This window comes from Urechidicola sp. KH5, assembly GCF_054661455.1.
Genome location: NZ_BAAFSW010000001.1, coordinates 512,687 through 530,203, shown reverse-complemented (window position 1 = coordinate 530,203; position 17,517 = coordinate 512,687). Strand labels below are relative to the sequence as shown.

Sequence of the window (17,517 nt, the reverse complement as noted above, 5' to 3'; positions counted from 1 at the left end):
TTTTGAAAAAGAGTAGCGCTAATCAAATGATAAATATCATAGGTACATACGAGTGTAAGGCAGATGCCAAGGGAAGGCTAATGCTGTCGGCTGCATTAAAAAAGCAGTTGGCTCCTGTTTTGCAAGATGGCTTTGTGATTAAGCGTGCTGTTTTTCAACCTTGTTTGGAATTGTATCCGATGTCCGAATGGAATGAAATGATGGCTAAGGTGAGCAAATTGAACAGGTTCGTAAAGAAGAACAATGATTTCATTAGAAGGTTTACGGCTGGTGTAAAAATGGTTGAGTTAGATGCTAGTGGTCGTTTACTTATACCGAGTGATTTGCAAAAGTTTGCGGGAATAACCAAAGAGGTAACGCTTTCTTCTGCAGTTAATATTATTGAGATATGGGATAAAGGGCGTTATGAAAACGCAATTGATGAGGCGGCCATTGACTTTGGTGAATTGGCTGAGCAGGTGATGGGAAATGTAATGGATGATGAAGATGGAGTATCATAATCCGGTATTACTAAAAGAAACAGTAGATGGATTGGCTATAAAGCCTGATGGAATATATGTTGATGTGACTTTTGGTGGAGGAGGTCATTCAAAAGAAATTTTGAGTAGGCTTGGTGAGAATGGAAAGTTGTTTGGGTTTGATCAGGACCCTGATGCGCAACAAAATGCATTGAAAGATGATCGCTTTGTAATGATATCTGAAAATTTCAGATATATAAAAAGGTTCTTAAGGTTTTATGGTGTTCAGAAGGTAGATGGAGTGTTGGCTGATTTGGGTGTTTCGTCGCATCAATTTGACGAAGCGGATCGCGGATTTTCTACACGTTTTGATGGTGTGTTAGATATGCGAATGAATCAGCAAGATGAGATTTCTGCTTATAAAGTAGTGAACACTTATAAAGAAGAAGTTTTAGGTAATGTTCTTTTTAATTATGGAGAGTTGCGAAATGCAAGAGCTTTGGCTAAAGCAATTGTAAGTGCTAGAATGAAAAAGCCAGTAAAAACTACTGAAGATTTAAAGGTGGTTTTAAAACAGTTTTTGCCAAATGCTAAGGAACATAAGATATTGGCTCAAATTTTTCAAGCAATTCGAATAGAGGTTAATCAAGAGATTGAGGTGTTAAAAGAGTTTTTAGAACAAATACCTGAATTGTTGAATGATGGTGGTCGATTAAGTGTGATTTCGTATCACTCTTTAGAAGATCGATTGGTAAAACGATTCATTCGAAATGGAATGTTTGATGGGGAGCCTGAAAAAGATTTTTACGGCAATGTGTCAGTTCCTCTAAAAAAAGTAGGAAAAATGATTATTCCTACTGCGGAAGAAATAAAACTTAACAATCGCGCTCGTAGTGCAAAATTACGAGTAGCTGTTAAATAATTATTGTGTGATAATAATGTGTGGTTAATTAAGTGATGAATTTGTCATTCCTGTTCATGTATTGTGTGTGGTTTATTAAGTATGGCAGGAATGACATTTTCAAATTCAAAAAATCATGTCAAAAGCAAAACAAGGAGTATATAATTTTTTAAAAGGTAAGTTCTTAGTAGGTAAAGATGCATTTAAGAATTGGCGAATCATAGCTTTTGTAGTGGCTCTTTTAATGATTATGATTTCAAGAGCGCATACCACAGATAAGAAGGTGTTAAAAATCGCACAGTTGAATCGGGAGATACGAGAATTGAAAGCCGAATTCTTAGATACTAGAACCAAGGTGATGCAGCTCGAATTAGAATCAACAGTACAAAAGAAAGTAGCGCAAAGAGGATTGCGACCAACTCAAAATCCTCCAAAAAAAATAAAAGTAGTACAGAAAAAAGAAAACTAAGAGTGGCAGTTAAAAAGAAAAACATATTAAATCGTTTATATATTGTTTTTGTCTTCTCGACCCTTCTTTTCGCCGCTGTAATTTTTCAACTATTTAATATCCAGTATGCTGAGGGGGATTTGTATCGCACTAAGTCTGAAGTGTTAACAAAGATTGATACAATCAAAGCCAATCGAGGTAATGTGTATGCTGATAATGGAAGTCTCTTGGCAACTTCTATGACGCGATATGAAATTCGAATGGATGCTTCAAAACCTGATAGCGATGAAGTGTTTGAAGAAAATATTCAAGAGTTGTCTATTGAATTGTCAAAATTATTAGGGAATGCTCCAAATTATTATGTCCGTAAAATTAGAAGTGCCAGAAATAGAAAGCCTAAACCAAATAGGTATTTATTAATTGCTAGAAACATAGGGTATTTAGATTATCAAAAAATGAAAACCTTCCCAATATTCAATTTAGGAATGTATAAGGGTGGTTTTATAGCAGAGCAATCAACAAAAAGAGAGCATCCTTTAGGTAAAATTGCTGAGCGAACAATTGGTTATGATGATTATAGAGGAGGCCCAGGAATCGAAGGAGCTTACAGTAGATATTTAAGAGGGCAATCTGGATGGCGCTTAAAAAGACGTATAGCTCAGGGACAGTGGAAGCCAATAAGTGATACAAATGAATTAGAGCCGCAAGATGGTCGTGATGTAATAACTACAATTAATGTAAATGTGCAAGATATTGCCCATGATGCTCTATTAGAGCAATTAGAAAAGTTTGAGGCCGAACATGGTTGTGTGGTGGTGATGGAAACTAAAACGGGGGAAGTTAAGGCAATTGCAAATTTGGGGCGCACTTCAGATGGTAAGTATTACGAAAAAAGAAATTATGCGGTTTATGAAAAGCATGAACCAGGATCAACTTTCAAGCTAGTGAGTATGGTTGTTGGTCTAGAAGATAAACTAATAGATACTGCTCAAGTAGTAGATACAGAAAAAGGGATATATAAAATTTATGGAAAATCTGTAAGAGATTCTCATAAGGGAGGATTTGGAGTAATTTCAGCTGCTCGTGCTTTTGAAGTTTCTTCTAATGTTGGCTTGGTAAAATTAATTTATGAGAATTATAAAGATCAGCCTGAAAAGTTTTCAGATAGATTACGCTCTTATGGATTGCACAAACCGCTTGGTCTTCCAATTAAAGGAGAGGGTATTCCTAAGATACCGCACCCAGAAGATAAAGATTGGAGTGGTATTTCTTTGCCATGGATGGCCTATGGGTATGGCGTTGAATTAACACCTTTACAAACACTTACTTTTTACAATGCAATTGCTAATAATGGTCAAATGGTGAAGCCGCGATTTGTAAAAGAAATTAGACATCAAAATAAGGTAGAGCAAGTTTTTGAAAAGGAAGTGCTTAACGAAAAAATATGTTCTCAAGAAACCATAGATCAAATGAAAGTGATTATGGAAAACGTGGTTAAAAGAGGTACAGCAGACAATATATATTCACGTAATTTTTCCATGGCAGGAAAGACCGGTACTTGTCAGGTAGATTACGGTGATCCAAATACCCCGACTCAGTATATAGCTTCATTTGCAGGGTACTTTCCTGCAGATGACCCTATATATTCATGTATAGTTGTAATCCATAGGCCTAATAAACGTAAAGGGTATTATGGAAATATAGTAGCTGCTCCTGTGTTTAAAAAAATAGCTCAAGAAATATATACTGCGGAACCTGAAGTTCAATTTGTCGCAGAAGCCACAGAAGAATCAGGTGGTATTTTAAAATCGTATGAAAAATACTATGAAATGGAGAATGCTTCTAAGATGCCAAATCTTAAGGGTATGGCGGCAATGGATGCAGTTGCAGTATTAGAAAACTTAGGATTGAAGGTAGATTTTGAGGGTGTTGGTAAAGTAACGTGGCAATCTGTTAAGCCAGGGAAAGCTATACAAAAAGGAGTAACAGTAAAATTGAGTGTGGTTTAATGAAGGTGTTGAAAGACATATTGTATAAAGTAGCCGTAGAAGTTATTGTAGGCACAACGCAAGTTGCAGTTAAAGATGTGACTTTTGACTCAAGAGCTGTTTCTAAAGGAAGTCTTTTTGTAGCAGTAAAGGGTGTACATGTAGATGGTCATCAATTTATAGAAAATGCCATTAATGCTGGAGCTACTTCTGTGGTGTGTGAAGAAATGCCTGAAAAAAAACACGCTCAAGTAACTTATGTTCAGGTAGGACAATCAGAGAGTGCTTTGGCTGTTATAGCTTCAAATTATTATGACAATCCTTCAAAGGAATTGACATTAGTAGGAATTACCGGAACCAATGGTAAAACAACCATTGCAACCTTGTTGTATAAATTATTTAACAAAGGAGGGGATAAAGTCGGATTGCTTTCCACCGTCAAGATAATGGTTGATGAAACAGAATATATGGCAACGCATACAACCCCTGATTCTGTTTCAATCAATCGTTACTTACGGAAAATGGTTGATCAAGGCGTATCTTACTGTTTTATGGAGGTTAGTTCTCATGGTATTCACCAAAAGAGAACGGAAGGTCTTCAATTTGCAGGTGGTGTATTTACCAACTTAACACATGATCACCTAGATTATCATGAGACATTTGCAGAATACCGAGATGTAAAAAAGGTTTTCTTCGATCAATTACCAAAAGAATCATTTGCTTTGGTGAATTTAGATGATAAGAATGGTATGGTGATGGTTCAAAACTCTGCGGCAAAAAAGTACACATATGCCATGAAATCAATGGCAGATTACAAAGTGCGAATTCTTGAGAATCAGTTTTCAGGATTGCTGCTAAACATGAATGGATCAGAGGTTTGGGTGAAATTAATAGGCAGTTTTAATGCCTATAACTTACTAGCGATTTATGCAGTTGCTGAGCAATTGGGAATGGATAAACTCGAAGCACTGAAATTAATAAGTGAGTTAGATAGTGTTGCAGGAAGATTTCAGTATTTCAAATCTGAAAAAGGTATTGTAGCCATAGTTGATTATGCGCATACACCAGATGCTTTAAAGAATGTATTGGCAACCATAAATGATATAAGAACGGGTAATGAACAAGTAATTACTGTAGTGGGTTGTGGGGGTGATAGAGATAAATCTAAAAGGCCGAAAATGGGTTATTTCGCTTCTCAATTAAGCACACAAGTAATTTTTACATCAGACAATCCGCGTTCTGAAAAACCAGAAGAAATTATTAGAGATATAGAATCTGGTGTATCAGCAGAGAATTATAAAAAAACTATTTCAATAATAGATAGAGAGCAGGCTATTAAGGCTGCGAGTGCTATGGCGCAAGTGGGTGATATCTTATTAATTGCTGGAAAAGGGCATGAAAGTTATCAAGAAATCAATGGTGTAAGAACCGATTTTGACGATTATCAAAAAGTAAAATCAATATTAACCCAATTACAGAAGTAGCATGTTGTACTATTTATTTGAATACTTAGAATCGCATTACCAACTCACAGGAGCAGGATTGTTTCAATATATATCTTTTCGTTCTGCAACTGCCTTTGTGTTGTCGCTTTTGATTTCAACGGTCTATGGTAAAAAAATTATCAACTACTTGCGTAGGCGACAAGTGGGAGAGTCTGTTAGAGACTTAGGTCTGGAAGGTCAGTCAGAAAAAGCGGGTACTCCAACTATGGGGGGGGTCATTATAATTTTGGCAACCTTAATTCCTGTCCTTTTAATTGCAGAATTGTCAAACATATATATTGTTATTCTGATAATTACTACTGTTTGGATGGGTGCTATAGGTTTCTTAGATGATTACATAAAAATATTTAAAAAAGATAAAGAAGGGCTGAAAGGTCGATTTAAGATTTTGGGTCAAGTGGGGCTTGGAATTATTGTTGGTAGTATGCTGTACTTTCATCCTCAAGTAACCATCAAGGAAAAGTTACCTCAAGACTCTATTGTGCAAGTCGATGAAGGTGAAATACGAACACTCTTCGGTGAGGCCCACCAGTCTACTAAAACAACGATTCCATTTTTTAAGAATAATGAGCTTGATTACGCTTCTATTTTGACATGGATAGATGAAGATTTGAGAGAGTATGCTTGGTTAATTTTTATACCGATCGTAATTTTTATTATCACTTCAGTTTCTAATGGAGCAAATCTAACAGATGGTATAGATGGTCTTGCAGCAGGATCCTCGGCAATTATAGCAGTTGCCCTTGGTATTTTTGCTTGGGTGAGTGGTAATATCATCTTTGCTGATTATCTCGATGTGATGTATATACCCGAATCTGGTGAAATGGTAATATATATAAGTGCCTTTGCGGGTGCTTTAATAGGGTTCTTGTGGTATAACACCTATCCAGCTCAAGTATTCATGGGAGATACAGGTAGTCTAACGATTGGAGGAATTATTGCAGTGCTGGCTATAGCTACGAGAAAAGAACTATTGATTCCAATATTCTGCGGAATCTTTTTGGCAGAGAATTTATCAGTGATTTTGCAGGTTAGTTATTTTAAATACACCAAGAAAAAATATGGTGAAGGTCGTCGAATTTTTAAAATGTCGCCTTTGCATCATCACTACCAAAAGTCTGGATATCACGAAAGTAAAATTGTGACGAGATTTTGGGTTGTAGGTATCATGTTGGCGGTTTTAGCTATTGTGACATTAAAACTGCGCTAGATGAAATTAGTGGTTTTAGGTGGAGGAGAAAGTGGAGTTGGAGCTGCAATATTAGGAAAGAAAAAAGGATATGAAGTATTTGTTTCGGATTATGGAGCAATCAAAGAAAAATACAAAAACGTTCTTATAAATCATGGAATTGCTTTTGAAGAAAAGCAGCATACAACCGCAGAGATTTTAAAAGCATCTATAGTGGTAAAGAGTCCTGGAATACCAGATAACGTCTCAATAATTAAGCAAATTGTTGAACTAGGGATTTTGGTGATATCAGAAATAGAATTTGCAGCTCGATATACCAGTGCAACTATTATTGGAATTACGGGGTCAAATGGTAAAACAACCACTACTATGTTAACGCATCATCTGCTGAAAAGAGGAGGATTAGATGTAGGGATGGGAGGAAATATTGGCGATAGTTTCGCAATGAAAATAGCAGAACAAAATCAGCCTAATTATGTGCTTGAACTCAGTAGTTTTCAGTTGGATGGTATAATCGATTTTAGACCGCACATTGCTGTAATCACTAACATTAGTCCAGATCATTTAGATAGATACGAGTATGATATGCAAAAGTATATCGCGGCAAAATTTAGAATCACAGAAAATCAAACGAATGAAGATTATTTGATTTATGATGCTGATGACGATACAATTCAAGATTGGTTAGAAACACATGAAATAGCTGCTCAAAAACTGCCATTTTCATTAACAAAGAAAATAGGAAACGGCGCCTATATGGCCGGTAAACATATAGTTATAACAATAAATAACACAGAATTTAAGATGGGAATTACATCGTTGGCATTACAAGGGAAACACAATGTTAAAAACGCTATGGCGGCAGCTATGGCAGCACAATTATTAAATGTTCGCAAGCAAACAATACGTGAGAGTTTAGAAGATTTTGAAGGAGCTGAACATCGATTAGAAAGTGTTTTAAAAATTAGTGGCGTAGAATATATAAACGATTCAAAAGCAACTAATGTGAATGCTACATACTATGCATTAGAAAGTATGAAAACTCCAACAGTATGGATAGTTGGTGGTGTAGATAAAGGAAACGATTATTTTGATTTAATGCCATTGGTAAGAGAGAAGGTAAAAGCGATCGTATGTTTAGGTCTTGACAATCAAAAAATCATTCAAACCTTTAGCAATGTTATTGATTTAATTGTTGAAACAGCAGGTGCTGAAGAAGCTGTTAAAGTTGCTTACAAAATTGCAGAAAAAGGTGATACTGTTTTATTATCTCCAGCATGTGCAAGTTTTGATTTGTTTGAGAGTTACGAAGACAGAGGTAATAAATTTAAAAATGCAGTAAGAGCATTGTAAATTAATGCAACAAATATTTAGGAACATACAAGGAGATCGTGCAATTTGGATTGCAGTTGCATTTTTAGCAGCATTTTCATTTATGCCTATTTATAGTGCAAGCACCAACTTGGTATACGTTGTTAAAACGGCTTCAAGTCCTACAGCCATATTAATTAAACATGCTTTTTTATTAATAATGGGATTTGTAATCATGTATGGTGTGCATAAGATACCCTATCGTTATTTTAGCGGAGGTTCTGTTTTAATGTTGCCTATTGTGGTAGTCTTATTAATATATACACTAGCGCAAGGTACTACCATTGGAGGGGCAAATGCGGCGAGGTGGATTAACATCCCTTTTGTTGGAATAGGATTTCAAACATCTACGCTAGCAGGATTAGTTATAATGACATATGTTGCTAGATATCTAGCAAAGAATAAGGAGCTTGAAATTTCTTTTAAAGAAAGTTTGTGGTATTTGTGGGTTCCTGTAGGTGTAGTTTTAGGATTAATATTACCAGCTAACTTTTCTACAACAGCTATCCTGTTTGTAATGGTTATGCTATTGGCATTTATAGGTGGTTACCCTTTGAAATATTTAGGTTTTGTAGTCGGAATCGGAACTTTAGCGTTGTCATTTTTTATACTGATTGCTGTAGCATTTCCAGATGCAATGCCAAATAGGGTTGACACATGGAAAAGTAGAATTGAAAATTACTCAAGTGGTGACGCTCAAGAAGCGTATCAGGTTGAAAAAGCAAAAATAGCGATTGCTACTGGAGGAGAATTTGGTAGAGGTCCTGGTAAAAGTGTACAGAAGAATTTCTTGCCACAGTCGTCTTCAGATTTTATATATGCGATTATTGTTGAAGAATTTGGTTTATTAGGAGGTGCAGGAGTTGTGTTAGTATATCTCTTTTTATTTTTCAGAATTTTAATTGTTGCAAAGAAATCGCAGACCATATTTGCAACGCTCTTGGTTATAGGAATCGGATTGCCAATTGTGTTTCAAGCTGTCATAAACATGATGGTAGCAGTAAGCCTGTTGCCGGTAACAGGTCAAACTTTACCACTGTTGAGTAGTGGTGGAACTTCAATTTGGATGACTTGTTTTGCTATCGGAATGATTATAAGTGTGAGTGCAGAGAAGCCTTCTAAAGAAGAGCCTGTAGAACACGAGAATCCTTTAAATGTATTGCATGAAGCCATCGATTAACATACTACTTAGTGGTGGCGGGACTGGAGGCCATATCTACCCAGCAATTGCGATAGCAAATGAATTAAAGAAACGCTATCCTAATGCAAAGATTTTATTTGTTGGAGCACAGGATAAAATGGAAATGGAAAAAGTGCCACAAGCTGGCTATGAAATAAAAGGATTGTGGATTTCTGGAATTCAAAGAAGTTTGTCAGCTAAGAATTTATCATTTCCTTTTAAATTGATTAGTAGCATATTTAAAGCTCGAAAAATCATTAAAGCTTTCAAACCTTCTGTGGTTATTGGTACCGGAGGTTTTGCGAGTGGGCCTACATTATTTGTTGCGGCTCAAAAAAAGATACCCACACTTATTCAGGAGCAAAACTCTTTTCCAGGAATTACGAATAAACTGCTTTCTAGAAAGGTGGATAAAATATGTGTCGCCTATGATGGGTTAGAGCGCTTTTTCCCTAAGAATAAAATGATTAAAACAGGTAATCCTGTGCGTCAAGATTTACAAGACGTTTCAGAGCATCGTAAAGCAGCAATAAAAGTATTTGGATTACATCCTAAAAAGAAGACACTGCTGGTGTTGGGTGGTAGTTTGGGAGCAAGAGCAATTAACAAACTAATTTCTGAAGAAGTAGATTGGTTATTAGATCAAGGTATTCAAATAATATGGCAGACAGGAAAATTATATTACGAAGAATACAAGCAGTTTTCTGAAAAAGAACATATACAAACCCATGCTTTTTTGAGTAATATGAATGAAGCATATGCAACTGCAGATTTTATTATAAGTAGGGCAGGAGCAAGTTCTATTTCTGAATTGTGTTTGGTGGCAAAGCCTACTGTTTTTATTCCATCACCAAACGTAGCAGAAGATCATCAAACAAAAAATGCATTAGCAGTTGTAGAGCATAATGGAGCTGTTTTATTAGAAGAGCAAAATGTAAGTATGTTTCAAACAGTGATGAAAGGTTTGTTGGAGGATATAAAGCAACAAAGAGCATTAGCTAAGAATATGAAATCTTTGGCATTGCCAAAGGCTACTGAAACCATTGTGGAAGAAATTGAAAAACTCATTATTAATTGAAGTTAAAAGATATACATAGTATTTATTTTATTGGCATAGGAGGTATTGGTATGAGTGCACTTGCGCGCTATTTCAATGCCCAAGGATTTAAGGTTGCAGGATACGATAAAGTGGCTTCTGATATAACGAGGAGTTTGGTTGAAGAGGGGATTAAAATTTGGTATGATATGTCTAGCGATTTTATACCTAATGAATTTAGAAATAGGGAAGAGACATTGGTTGTGTATACACCAGCAGTCCCCAATTCACATGAAGTTTTACAGTTTTTTAAGTCTGAAGAATTTAGAGTTTTAAAGCGTTCGGAGATGCTAGGTCTAATAACTAAAGATACTTTTTGTTTAGCAGTAGCAGGTACTCATGGTAAAACAACTACAAGCACAATATTAGGCCATATTTTAGAGTACAGTGGAGTTGGAGCAACTTCATTCTTGGGTGGAATATCAGAAAACTATCACTCTAATTTAATATTAGGAAATGAACCTGTTAGTGTGGTTGAGGCAGATGAATTTGACCGCTCTTTCTTGAGATTAGACCCTAACATAGCATGTATCACCTCTATTGATGCAGATCATCTAGATATTTATGGTGAATCTTCAGAATTAGAACAGTCTTTCAAAGATTTTGGAGCTAAAGTTACAGATATACTTTTTGTAAGAAAAGGATTGCCAATAGAAGGGGTGACTTTTGCGGTAGAAGAAAAAGCAGATTATTACGCTGACAATATTACAGTAAAAGATGGAGTGTATGTATTTGATATAATAACTCCAAAAGAAATAATTACAGATGTAAATTTTTATTTACCTGGAAAACACAATGTGCTAAATGCTGTAGCTGCTTTGGCAATGGCTAACACTTATGGAGTACCACTTCAAGTCATTGCCGAAGCATTACGTTCTTTTAAAGGGGTAGAGCGCAGGTTTAGCTATAAAATTAAGCGAGATGATTTAGTGTTGATTGATGATTATGCACATCATCCAACCGAAATAGATGCCGTTGCGAATGCAGTTTCTGAAATGTATTCAGAAAAGAGAACTCTAGCAGTTTTTCAACCACATTTGTATTCTAGAACTCGTGATTTTGTCGATGATTTTGCTAGAAGTTTAGCTCAGTTTGATGAGATAATATTATTAGATGTCTATCCGGCTAGAGAATTACCTATTCCTAATGTGAATTCAAAGTGGTTGTTAGATAAAATAAAACATCCAAAAAAGAAGTTATCTTCTAAAGAAGAATTGTTAATTAATATACAACAATGTGATGCTCAAGTAGTAGTAGTAATGGGGGCTGGAGATATAGGGTTATTAGTTGAAAATATTCAAATATCTTTACAATGAAAATGAAGTGGCATTTCATAAAAGGTGTATTTTTGCTGGCTTTTGTAGCCACTCTTTACGGCTTTGCTAATTATCAAAATGAGCAACAAGTTGTGAAGGATGTTAAGGTTCGATTCGAAGAGGGAGAAAATCTCTTTATGAGTTACCAAATGGTTAATAAGTTGTTAATACAAAATAATGACACGCTTCAAAAGAAAACGAAATCATTAATAGATTTGAATGAATTAGAGGCGCAAGTTTTAGCTCACCCAATGGTTGAGAATGCTAAAGCATATATTACAGTTGAAGGGAGACTAAATTTTAGTATCAAACAACGAACACCAATCGGAAGAATTGTTACTAATACTAATGCGGTTTACATAGATAGGCAGGGTTCTTTAATGCCTCTGTCATCCAATTATTCGGCTAGAGTACCACTAGTTACTGGAGTATTTAATGCCGATGACACCAATAGTTTATATGAATTATTAATCTATATCTGGGGTGATGATTTTTGGAGAAAGCAAATTGTAGGTGTGCATATTTTACCAAATGATGAATACCAACTGAGAACACGTGTGGGGAATCAAAAAGTAACTTTTGGTACATTGAATAAGTTAGAGAAGAAATTTGAAAACTTAAAGGCGTTTTATTCATATGCGATGCACAATGAAACGCTCAAAAATTATAAAGAACTAAACTTAAAATACAACCAACAGGTTGTAGCAACTAAAATAGGAGTATAATGAATCGTGATGATATTGCAGTAGGCCTCGATATTGGAACCACAAAAATTGTGGCTATGATTGGTCGTAAAAATGAATACGACAAAATTGAACTTCTTGGTATTGGTAAAGCTAAAAGTTTAGGAGTTCACCGTGGAGTGGTAAATAACATTACCCAAACTATTCAATCAATTCAACAGGCCGTAGATGAGGCTATTGCTGTGTCTGGAGTAGAAATATCAGAGGCTATTGTTGGTATCGCGGGGCAGCATATTAGAAGCCTGCAACACAGCGATTACATAACGAGGCCAAATTCTGAAGAGGTAATTGATGAAAATGATTTGGAGCAATTGGAAAATCAAGTTCATAAATTGGTTATGCTCCCAGGTGAGGAAATTATTCATGTTCTACCACAAGAATTTAAAGTTGATGGTCAGGCTGAAATTAAAGAACCGATTGGTATGTACGGAGGCAGACTTGAAGCAAACTTTCACGTAGTTGTTGGTCAAGTATCGTCTATTCGAAATATAGGTAGATGCATTAAAAGTGCAGGTTTAAACCTAGCGGGTATTACGCTGGAGCCATTGGCATCTGCCGATGCTGTTTTGAGTCAAGAGGAAAAAGAAGCTGGAGTTGCTTTAATTGATATCGGTGGTGGAACAACTGATTTAGCTATTTTTAAAGATGGTATTATAAGACATACTGCAGTTATACCTTTTGGAGGTAATGTTATTACAGAGGACATTAAAGAAGGATGCTCAATTATTGAGAAGCAGGCAGAATTATTAAAAACAAAATTTGGTTCTGCATGGCCAGGAGAGAATAAAGATAACGAGATTGTTTCAATTCCAGGATTACGAGGTAGAGATCCAAAAGAAATTACGCTAAAGAATTTATCGAAAATTATTCACGCAAGAGTAGTTGAGATTATAGAACAAGTATTTGTTGAAATCAAAAATTATGGGCACGAAGAAGCTAAGAAAAAACTAATTGCAGGTATTGTGTTAACTGGTGGTGGAGCTCAGTTAAAACATATCAAGCAATTGGTAGAATATATTACAGGTATGGATACAAGAATAGGGTATCCTAACGAGCATTTAGCAGGAGATTCAGATGAGGCTATTTCAAGCCCTATGTATGCAACTGCGGTGGGATTATTAATGAAAGGTTTGAGCGCTAAAAAACGTTTGTTAGAAGAGCCTGTAGTTGAAGAGTCTATTGAGGCAACTATTGATGCAGAGTCTACTGCTGAAGAAGTTGAAACAAGTAAAGAAAAAGAAGAAGTAAAAATCGCTGTAACTAAGAAACCCTTATTTGAACGTTGGGCAGATAAGTTTCGGGACTTTCTTGATAACGCAGAATAAATTATTAAAAAACAACCTACTATTATGCCAGAAAATATGAACTCTCAATTTGGTAACATTCAGTTTGATTTACCTATCAACCAATCGAATGTTATAAAAGTAATTGGTGTAGGTGGTGGAGGTAGTAATGCCGTAAACCACATGTTAACACAAGGAATTAACGGAGTAGATTTTGTAATATGTAATACTGATGCACAGGCATTACAAAACAGTCAGGTGCCAACTAAAATTCAGTTAGGGGTTTCTTTAACAGAAGGACTTGGTGCAGGAGCAAACCCCGATGTGGGTTATGAATCTGCATTAGAAAGTGAGGTAGAAATTAAGCAAATGCTAGGAAGTAATACCAAAATGGCCTTTATTACTGCTGGTATGGGGGGTGGAACCGGAACAGGGGCAGCACCAGTAATCGCGCGATTTGCAAAAGAAATAGATTTGTTAACTATTGGTATTGTAACCATACCATTTGGCTTTGAGGGTAAAGCTAGACAAGAACAAGCTCAGAAAGGAATAGAACAATTAAGAGAATACGTAGATTCTTTAATAGTAATTAATAATAATAAACTCCGCGATGTTTATGGTAATCTCGGATTTAAAGCAGGATTCTCCAAAGCAGATGAAGTTTTGGCTACAGCCTCCCGAGGTATAGCCGAAGTAATAACACACCACTATACCCAGAATATTGATTTACGTGATGCTAAAACTGTACTGGCTAATAGTGGTACAGCTATAATGGGGTCTGCAAAGGCATCCGGTAAGAATAGAGCTGAAGAGGCCATAATGAAAGCTCTAGATTCACCATTACTAGACGATAATAAGATTACAGGAGCAAAGAATGTGTTACTGTTAATTGTGTCTGGGACTGATGAAATTACGATCGATGAAATAGGAGAGATTAACGATTATATTCAAGCAGAGGCTAAATCCGGAGTTAACATTATTATGGGTGTTGGTGAGGACGATTCATTAGGAGATGCTATTGCTGTTACAGTAATCGCCACTGGATTTAAAAAAGAGCAACAAAATCTTTTGATTCAAAAAGAACCTAAAAAAGTAATTCATGTACTCGAATCTGATCAGCAAGCAACGGTTGATTTATCCTCTTCTGAGGAGTTTATTGCGCAGACAGATGATAGAGTTATACACACATTAGAAATTGAAGAAGAGCTAGAAGATCGTGTAGTTCATGTTTTAAAAGAAGAAATTGAAGAATCACTTGATTTAATTCCTACCTCAGAATTAATAAAGAATATTGATGTTGTTTATGAAGAAGTATCACATGAGGCTATAGATGATTTTGTAATTACATCTGTAAATGATATAGAAGTGAATGATTACGAGATTGTTGAAGCATCGAAGCAAACAACGTTTGTTTTTGATGCCCCATTAGAAGTTACAAACAATGCCAATGATATAGAGGTTATTCAGCACGAAGAAATTATACCTGTAGCTTCAGAGAAAAAGGAAGAGCAACAAATTGTATTTCATTTAGGACAAATCGAAAGTACCCAAAACGATTCAATTAAAAAAGTTGTTAAAGAAACTCCTGTTGCCTCAGAAGAGGAGCCCCAATTGGTTGTAAGAACTGAAGCACCTGAGGAGCTCAAAACTGATTTAAAAGAAGAAGTCGAAGAAGATGATGTTTCACCTCTGCATTTAACTATTTCTGAATTACAAAAAAAGGCAAATGATAGGAAAGAAAAAATGAAGCAATTCAATTACAAGTTTAACAGTAAGGTAAAGCCAAGTAATATAGAGGAAATAGAGCGTGAACCTGCTTATAAAAGAATGGGTGTTGAATTGGATACTTCTCTAAAATCATCGGAATCAAATCAATCTAAAACAACCTTGAGTGTTGATGAGAATAACGATTTGCAATTTAGATCTAACAATTCTTTTTTACATGACAATGTAGATTAAAAGGTAGCCCAAAGACCCGTCTCACATCAAAAACTCGAATGTATACCACTTAGGAAAAGCGTTCGAGTTTTTTTATCTTCGCAGACTAAAATAAAGAATATTATGAGTTTACAAGCGCAAATAATGGCTAAAATGAAAGAAGCAATGAAAGCGAAAGATGCTGTTGCTTTGCAATCTCTAAGAGCCATTAAATCAGAGTTGTTATTAGCACAGACTAAAGAAGGAGCAGGCGATCTAACAGAGGAAGATGAAATTAAGTTATTGCAAAAATTAGTAAAACAACGTAAAGATAGCGCTACCCTTTTTTCTGAGCAAGGTAGAGAAGATTTGGCAGAACCAGAATTGGCTCAAGCTAAAGTGATTGCTCAATTTTTACCAGAACAAATGAGTGCTGATGAATTAGAGATGTTTATTAAAGAAGTAATTGCAAAAGTCGGAGCGAGCTCTATGAAAGATATGGGGAAAGTTATGGGTATAGCTTCTAAAGATTTAGCTGGTAAAGCTGATGGTAAAGCAATTGCTACAATAGTGAAACAATTATTATCATAAAGTATAGGCCCCGTAGTTCAACTGAATAGAATATCAGATTTCGGCTCTGAGGGTTGCAGGTTTGAATCCTGCCGGGGTCACTACTAATATATAAAAGCAAGCAAAATAAAGCTTGCTTTTTTGTTGCTGGACTTTTTTTACATCTAAAGATCTATTGAGTATAATCTATTAAATTTAATAATTATTGTACTATATTAGATGTTTCACATACCCCGCAACATTTTGGTACAAGTATTACAATCTATATATAAAAATTGGCGTCGAATAGAACTGTTTCCAGATAAACTTCCTGAAGCTCTGCAATCTGAACTTTTAATGGAGAATGTTTTTTATGCAAATCTCAACGCGCGAAACAAACGTTTTTTTGAGCATAGAGTGCTAGATTTTATGGAGACGTATACCTTTGTAGGAAGAGAAGGAGTACTAATTACTGATAGTTTAAAATTGAGAATTGCTGCTACAGCAATTCAATTAACTTTTGGTTACAGACATTATTTGTTTTATAAAATAGATACTATTGTTGTATACCCTTCTAGTTATTTCTCTCCTTTTGGAAATCAGAAACACGATGGAGAAACGAATCCAAAATATAAAGTTGTGATATTTTCTTTAGAGCATTTTGAGCAAGGAAATGCGATAGCAGATGACAATTTGAATCTTGGGTTACATGAGTTTACCCATGCCATGCATTTAAGTTTTATGGCGACCAATAATAGTAGTGCCCGATATTTTAAAAGGCATTACAGAAACTTACTTTCGTTTATGGAGAGTAGAAAAGAGCAGCGCAAACTTATTGAAGCTGGATATGTAAGAGACTATGCGTATGAAAATCAATACGAGTTTTTAGCAGTCTTAATTGAACACTTTTTTGAAACTCCAGAAGAGTTTAAAGTAAAACTTCCGGAGATATATAATCACATAAAAAAAATTCTAAGAATTCGATTCTAATATGATAATTATCATTGTTCTAACTGTTTAAAGAAGTTGGCTTTAAACTGAATTTAGAATCAAGTATCATGAAGAAAAGAATGCCCATTTCGCACATTATTACAAGGGATGTAGTAACCTTGAATTATACAGATGATGTGGTAACTGCAGAACTATTAATTAAAGAAAACAATATTAGTCTTATACCTGTAGGCTAGTGGAGCTGCTATTATTTGTACCCTTAGTTTTACAGAATTGCTAAGTATAAGTTTCGCTGATGCATTCCATGAAGGAGATGATACTGTAGATACTGTTGTTTACAATATGTTTACTATTGAGCAAGTAATGGCAAAGAATTTGGTAAGTGTAGGGTCAAGTACGCTTATTAAGGAGGTAGCAGAAATATTGAGTAAACGCGATTTTCATGCCTTGCCTGTTATTGATGGAGGTAAATTAGTAGGTATAGTAACTACAACAGATTTAATTATTTACTCGAATAATATTGATGAGTTGATAGTTATAGCGTTAAGTTATGAAAACATAATTAGCAATAAAGAATCGTTCAGTTAAGTGGTCTGTAATTTTTTGTGTTTCATTATTGAGG

General features: G+C 35.3%; 15 protein-coding genes, 1 tRNA gene and 1 pseudogene. All 17 read left to right on the top strand.

Features of this window, described 5'->3' with window-relative positions; genetic code table 11:
* Nucleotides 1-26: 26 nt before the first annotated feature.
* Complete coding sequence (locus ACYQ5R_RS02440) at nt 27-500, top strand: division/cell wall cluster transcriptional repressor MraZ (protein WP_460189314.1); 474 nt, start codon at nt 27-29, stop codon at nt 498-500.
* The gene (gene rsmH, locus ACYQ5R_RS02435; RefSeq protein WP_460189313.1) at nt 487-1,380 is read left to right on the top strand and encodes a 16S rRNA (cytosine(1402)-N(4))-methyltransferase RsmH; all 894 of its coding nucleotides are present in this window, start codon (nt 487-489) and stop codon (nt 1,378-1,380) included. The genes ACYQ5R_RS02440 and rsmH overlap by 14 nt, the downstream gene beginning before the upstream one ends.
* A gap of 115 nt (nt 1,381-1,495) precedes the next feature.
* Nucleotides 1,496-1,828, top strand: a complete 333-nt coding sequence (locus ACYQ5R_RS02430) for an FtsL-like putative cell division protein (RefSeq protein WP_460189312.1) — start codon at nt 1,496-1,498, stop codon at nt 1,826-1,828.
* A 2-nt stretch (nt 1,829-1,830) separates the two neighbouring features.
* Nucleotides 1,831-3,816: a penicillin-binding protein gene (locus ACYQ5R_RS02425; protein WP_460189311.1), complete on the top strand. Its 1,986-nt coding sequence runs from the start codon at nt 1,831-1,833 to the stop codon at nt 3,814-3,816.
* A complete protein-coding gene (locus tag ACYQ5R_RS02420; RefSeq protein WP_460189310.1) occupies nt 3,816-5,279 on the top strand; it encodes a UDP-N-acetylmuramoyl-L-alanyl-D-glutamate--2,6-diaminopimelate ligase in 1,464 nt (487 codons plus the stop codon). Before ACYQ5R_RS02425 ends, ACYQ5R_RS02420 begins: the two co-directional genes overlap by 1 nt.
* A gap of 1 nt (nt 5,280) precedes the next feature.
* On the top strand, nt 5,281-6,510 hold the full coding sequence (gene mraY, locus ACYQ5R_RS02415) for a phospho-N-acetylmuramoyl-pentapeptide-transferase (protein ID WP_460189309.1): 1,230 nt from the start codon (nt 5,281-5,283) through the stop codon (nt 6,508-6,510).
* Nucleotides 6,511-7,842: a UDP-N-acetylmuramoyl-L-alanine--D-glutamate ligase gene (murD, locus tag ACYQ5R_RS02410; protein WP_460189308.1), complete on the top strand. Its 1,332-nt coding sequence runs from the start codon at nt 6,511-6,513 to the stop codon at nt 7,840-7,842.
* Between the two features lie 4 nt (nt 7,843-7,846).
* Nucleotides 7,847-9,040 carry an FtsW/RodA/SpoVE family cell cycle protein gene (locus ACYQ5R_RS02405; protein ID WP_460189307.1) on the top strand — a complete coding sequence of 398 codons (1,194 nt, stop codon included), beginning with the start codon at nt 7,847-7,849 and terminating at the stop codon, nt 9,038-9,040.
* Nucleotides 9,024-10,118: an undecaprenyldiphospho-muramoylpentapeptide beta-N-acetylglucosaminyltransferase gene (gene murG, locus ACYQ5R_RS02400; protein ID WP_460189306.1), complete on the top strand. Its 1,095-nt coding sequence runs from the start codon at nt 9,024-9,026 to the stop codon at nt 10,116-10,118. Before ACYQ5R_RS02405 ends, murG begins: the two co-directional genes overlap by 17 nt.
* Nucleotides 10,115-11,452, top strand: coding sequence for a UDP-N-acetylmuramate--L-alanine ligase (murC, locus tag ACYQ5R_RS02395; protein WP_460189305.1), 1,338 nt, complete (start codon nt 10,115-10,117; stop codon nt 11,450-11,452). The genes murG and murC overlap by 4 nt, the downstream gene beginning before the upstream one ends.
* Complete coding sequence (locus ACYQ5R_RS02390; protein WP_460189304.1) at nt 11,449-12,177, top strand: cell division protein FtsQ/DivIB; 729 nt, start codon at nt 11,449-11,451, stop codon at nt 12,175-12,177. The genes murC and ACYQ5R_RS02390 overlap by 4 nt, the downstream gene beginning before the upstream one ends.
* Nucleotides 12,177-13,520, top strand: coding sequence for a cell division protein FtsA (gene ftsA / locus ACYQ5R_RS02385; RefSeq protein ID WP_460189303.1), 1,344 nt, complete (start codon nt 12,177-12,179; stop codon nt 13,518-13,520). The genes ACYQ5R_RS02390 and ftsA overlap by 1 nt, the downstream gene beginning before the upstream one ends.
* A gap of 24 nt (nt 13,521-13,544) precedes the next feature.
* Nucleotides 13,545-15,437, top strand: a complete 1,893-nt coding sequence (gene ftsZ, locus ACYQ5R_RS02380) for a cell division protein FtsZ (RefSeq protein WP_460189302.1) — start codon at nt 13,545-13,547, stop codon at nt 15,435-15,437.
* 102 nt (nt 15,438-15,539) lie between these two features.
* Nucleotides 15,540-15,986, top strand: coding sequence for a GatB/YqeY domain-containing protein (locus tag ACYQ5R_RS02375; protein ID WP_460189301.1), 447 nt, complete (start codon nt 15,540-15,542; stop codon nt 15,984-15,986).
* A 6-nt stretch (nt 15,987-15,992) separates the two neighbouring features.
* Nucleotides 15,993-16,066 (top strand) — tRNA-Arg (locus ACYQ5R_RS02370).
* Nucleotides 16,067-16,208: 142 nt separating this feature from the next.
* Nucleotides 16,209-16,934 (top strand): zinc-dependent peptidase, encoded by a 726-nt coding sequence (locus tag ACYQ5R_RS02365; RefSeq protein WP_460189300.1) that lies wholly within the window; start codon nt 16,209-16,211, stop codon nt 16,932-16,934.
* Nucleotides 16,935-17,002: 68 nt separating this feature from the next.
* A pseudogene (locus tag ACYQ5R_RS02360) lies at nt 17,003-17,483 on the top strand (CBS domain-containing protein).
* The last annotated feature ends 34 nt before the right edge of the window (nt 17,484-17,517 follow it).

Excerpts from the sequence above, each read along its gene's own strand:
- ACYQ5R_RS02440 (WP_460189314.1), top strand. The coding sequence starts at position 27 with ATGATAAATATCATAGGTACATACGAGTGTAAGGCAGATGCCAAGGGA.
- rsmH (WP_460189313.1), top strand. The coding sequence starts at position 487 with ATGGAGTATCATAATCCGGTATTACTAAAAGAAACAGTAGATGGATTG.
- ACYQ5R_RS02430 (WP_460189312.1), top strand. The coding sequence starts at position 1,496 with ATGTCAAAAGCAAAACAAGGAGTATATAATTTTTTAAAAGGTAAGTTC.
- ACYQ5R_RS02420 (WP_460189310.1), top strand. The coding sequence starts at position 3,816 with ATGAAGGTGTTGAAAGACATATTGTATAAAGTAGCCGTAGAAGTTATT.
- mraY (WP_460189309.1), top strand. The coding sequence starts at position 5,281 with ATGTTGTACTATTTATTTGAATACTTAGAATCGCATTACCAACTCACA.
- murD (WP_460189308.1), top strand. The coding sequence starts at position 6,511 with ATGAAATTAGTGGTTTTAGGTGGAGGAGAAAGTGGAGTTGGAGCTGCA.
- ACYQ5R_RS02405 (WP_460189307.1), top strand. The coding sequence starts at position 7,847 with ATGCAACAAATATTTAGGAACATACAAGGAGATCGTGCAATTTGGATT.
- murG (WP_460189306.1), top strand. The coding sequence starts at position 9,024 with ATGAAGCCATCGATTAACATACTACTTAGTGGTGGCGGGACTGGAGGC.
- ACYQ5R_RS02390 (WP_460189304.1), top strand. The coding sequence starts at position 11,449 with ATGAAAATGAAGTGGCATTTCATAAAAGGTGTATTTTTGCTGGCTTTT.
- ftsA (WP_460189303.1), top strand. The coding sequence starts at position 12,177 with ATGAATCGTGATGATATTGCAGTAGGCCTCGATATTGGAACCACAAAA.
- ftsZ (WP_460189302.1), top strand. The coding sequence starts at position 13,545 with ATGCCAGAAAATATGAACTCTCAATTTGGTAACATTCAGTTTGATTTA.
- ACYQ5R_RS02375 (WP_460189301.1), top strand. The coding sequence starts at position 15,540 with ATGAGTTTACAAGCGCAAATAATGGCTAAAATGAAAGAAGCAATGAAA.